Origin of the sequence: Allobosea sp. CER48 (assembly GCF_044752385.1) — a bacterium.
Taxonomy (GTDB): domain Bacteria; phylum Pseudomonadota; class Alphaproteobacteria; order Rhizobiales; family Beijerinckiaceae; genus Allobosea.
This window is the reverse complement of the sequence record NZ_JBIWYK010000369.1, coordinates 1-3,247: the sequence shown is the minus strand read 5'-3', so window position 1 is coordinate 3,247 and position 3,247 is coordinate 1. Positions and strand designations below refer to the sequence as shown.

Here is a 3,247-nt window from a genome sequence, read left to right as displayed (position 1 = left end):
GTCGAGACGCTCGCGCATTTCGTTGAGTTCGCGCTTGAGGTCGGTGATCTCGGTGCCGGCCGGCTGCGCCGCCGGCTTGGCGCCGGCCTCGGCCTGCTGCCGGGCCTGGGCCGCGGCGGTGAAGGGATTGAACAGACGGAACGCCTCGGTGAACATTTGCATGTTCGCCCGCGTCTGCGCCTGGATGGCGTCGAGCGCGTTCCCGCCGAACGCCCCGCCGCCGAAGGCCTTCGCCATCTGCTCGCGGAACTTGTTCTGCTCCTGGGTAAAGTTCTCCATCGAGAACTCGAGATAGCGCGGCACCAGCGCCTGCATGCTGTCCCCGTAGAAGCGGATCAGCTGGCGCAGGAAGGTGATCGGCAGCAGATTCTGCCCGTCCTTGGCTTCCTCGTCGAAGATGATCTGCGCCAGCACCGACCGCGTGATGTCCTCCCCGGACTTGGCGTCGTAGACGGCGAAATCCTCGCCTGCTCGCACCAGGCCTGCAAGGTCCTCCAAGGTGACGTAGGAGCTGGTACCCGTGTGGTAGAGGCGCCGGTTGGCGTATTTCTTGATGACGGTCGGTTCTTTGTCGCTGGCCATCGGTCCTACTTGACGTTGATCCGCGGCCACTGGTGGTTCCGGCGTGCTCGGCGGAGCGGTCTCCCGGCCACGACGATAGCCTGTCGGTGCTGCACCGCAAGCGATTTGAGCGCGCGCTGCAAAAATCCGACGGAAGTGAGGCGTCGGCTTCGACTTTCGTCGCCTGCCCACAGCCCTTCGCCTTAATCCCGGGCTCCTAATTCGCCGCCGTGCCGTCTTGACGGCGTCGCAACAGGCTTCGAAGGTGGCGGGGAATGCTGCACCGGCGGGAGCGGTGCAGCAGCAACAACAAGCGAGGACCTCTCTCATGGCAGATTCGGATATCGTGATCGTCGGCGCCGCGCGCACGGCGGTCGGCGCCTTCAACGGCGCTTTCGCCAACACTCCCGCCCATGAGCTCGGCGCCGTCGCGATCAAGGAAGCGCTGCGGCGCGCCAAGGTCGAGGCCGCGGAGGTCGACGAGCTCGTGATGGGCCAGGTGCTCGCCGCCGGCCAGGGCCAGAACCCGGCCCGCCAGGCCGCCATGGCCGCCGGCATCCCGCAGGAGAAGACGGCCTGGGGCCTCAACCAGCTCTGCGGCTCGGGCCTGCGCACCGTCGCCATCGGCCTGCAGCAGATCGCCAATGGCGACGCCGACGTGATCGTCGCCGGCGGCATGGAATCGATGTCGCTCGCCCCGCACGCCGCCTATATGCGCGCCGGAACCAAGATGGGCGACGTCAAGTTCGTCGACACCATGATCAAGGACGGCCTGTGGGACGCATTCCACGGCTACCACATGGGCACGACCGCCGAGAACGTCGCCACCAAGTACCAGATCAGCCGCGAGGAGCAGGACCGCTTCGCCGTCGGCTCGCAGAACAAGGCCGAGGCGGCGCAGAAGGCCGGCAGGTTCAAGGACGAGATCGTCCCCTTCACCATCTCGACCCGCAAGGGCGACATCGTCGTCGATGCCGACGAGTATCCGCGCCATGGCGCCACGCTCGAGGCCATGGCCAAGCTCAAGCCCGCCTTCTCGAAGGACGGCACGGTGACCGCCGGCAACGCGTCTGGCATCAATGACGGCGCCGCCGCGCTCGTCATCATGACCGCCAAGGAGGCCGCCCGCCGCGGCTTGACCCCGCTCGCCCGCATCGCCTCCTGGGCGACGGCCGGCGTCGACCCGGCGATCATGGGCACCGGCCCGATCCCCTCGACCCGCAAGGCGCTGGAGAAGGCCGGCTGGAAGGTCGGAGACCTCGATCTCGTCGAGGCCAACGAGGCCTTCGCCGCGCAGGCCCTGGCGGTCAACAAGGACCTCGGCTGGAACCCGGACATCGTCAACGTCAATGGCGGCGCGATCGCGATCGGCCACCCGATCGGCGCTTCCGGCGCCCGCGTGCTGGTGACGCTGCTGCACGAGATGGCCAAGCGTGACGCCAAGAAGGGCCTCGCCACGCTGTGCATCGGCGGCGGCATGGGCGTCGCCATGGCGGTGGAGCGCTGAGAAGCGTCTGCCGATGGCGAAGCGCACCACGCTCTATCGCTATCTGACCGGGCCCGATGATGCCTCGTTCTGTCATCGGGTCAGCGAGATGCTGAGCCGCGGCTGGTCGCTCTACGGCCAGCCGACACTCACCTTTGACCCAAAGCAAGGCCGCGTCATCTGCGGCCAGGCCATCATCAAGGACGTGGACGAGCCCTACTCGCCCACCCTGAACCTATCCGAACAATGACGGCGGCAAGCCGCATGGGACTTCACCAAGAGGGAGAATGGCTATGACGAAGGTGGCGCTGGTTACAGGGGGTTCGCGCGGCATCGGCGCTGCGATCTCGAAGGGCCTGAAGGCGGCCGGCTACAACGTGGCCGCCAGCTATGCCGGCAATGACGAGGCTGCTGCCAAGTTCACCGCCGAGACCGGCATCAAGACCTACAAGTGGGACGTCTCGGACTATGATTCCTGCGTCGCCGGCATCGCCAGGGTCGTCGCCGAGATCGGCCCGGTCGACGTGCTCGTCAACAATGCCGGCATCACGCGCGACGGCATGTTCCACAAGATGAGCAAGGAGCAGTGGGACGCCGTCATCAACACCAACCTGAACTCGCTCTTCAACATGACCCGCCCGGTCTGGGAGGGCATGCGCGAGCGCAAGTTCGGCCGCGTCATCTGCATCTCGTCGATCAACGGCCAGAAGGGCCAGATGGGGCAGGTCAACTATTCCGCCGCCAAGGCCGGCGACATCGGCTTCGTCAAGGCGCTGGCGCAGGAGGGCGCGCGGGCCGGCATCACCGTGAACGCGATCTGCCCCGGTTACATCGCGACCGAGATGGTCAAGGCGATCGACCCGGCCGTGGTCGAGAAGTCGATCCTGCCGCATATCCCGGTCGGCCGCCTCGGCGAGCCCGAGGAGATCGCGCGGGCCGTGGTGTTCCTCGCCAGCGAGGATGCCGGCTTCATCACCGGCTCCACCCTCTCGGCCAATGGCGGGCAGTACATGGCCTGATCTGGCCGCACCCCTGCCATCGCGACATCGGACCGCTGCCCGGCGACGGGCGGCGGTTCTTCTTTTTGGTCAGGCCATGACGGGACGGGGCGTGCCGTCGATCTCGGTCGCCTCCGGTTCCTGCGCGATCGGCGGATTGAGCGGATCGATGATCTCGAAAGGCCGCTCGACCTTGTCCGGC

Annotated in this window: 4 protein-coding genes; 3 read left to right on the top strand and 1 reads right to left on the bottom strand. The window is 66.9% G+C overall.

What is annotated here, in order from left to right:
- Window positions 1-582, bottom strand: a 582-nt coding sequence (phaR, locus tag ACIPIA_RS12935; protein ID WP_400510138.1) for a polyhydroxyalkanoate synthesis repressor PhaR, incomplete at its 3' end; no start/stop codon positions are given.
- Window positions 583-889: 307 nt separating this feature from the next.
- Between phaR and ACIPIA_RS12930 the strand changes: the two genes are divergently transcribed.
- Genes ACIPIA_RS12930 through phbB form a run of 3 tightly spaced genes read left to right on the top strand, consistent with a single transcriptional unit; the run spans window position 890 to window position 3,066 of the window.
- The gene (locus ACIPIA_RS12930; RefSeq protein WP_400510137.1) at window positions 890-2,068 is read left to right on the top strand and encodes an acetyl-CoA C-acetyltransferase; all 1,179 of its coding nucleotides are present in this window, start codon (window positions 890-892) and stop codon (window positions 2,066-2,068) included.
- Window positions 2,069-2,081: 13 nt separating this feature from the next.
- Window positions 2,082-2,297: a DUF1737 domain-containing protein gene (locus ACIPIA_RS12925; RefSeq protein ID WP_400510136.1), complete on the top strand. Its 216-nt coding sequence runs from the start codon at window positions 2,082-2,084 to the stop codon at window positions 2,295-2,297.
- Between the two features lie 43 nt (window positions 2,298-2,340).
- Entirely contained in the window at window positions 2,341-3,066 is a 726-nt protein-coding gene (gene phbB, locus ACIPIA_RS12920; RefSeq protein ID WP_400510139.1) for an acetoacetyl-CoA reductase, read from the top strand.
- Window positions 3,067-3,247: the final 181 nt, after the last annotated feature.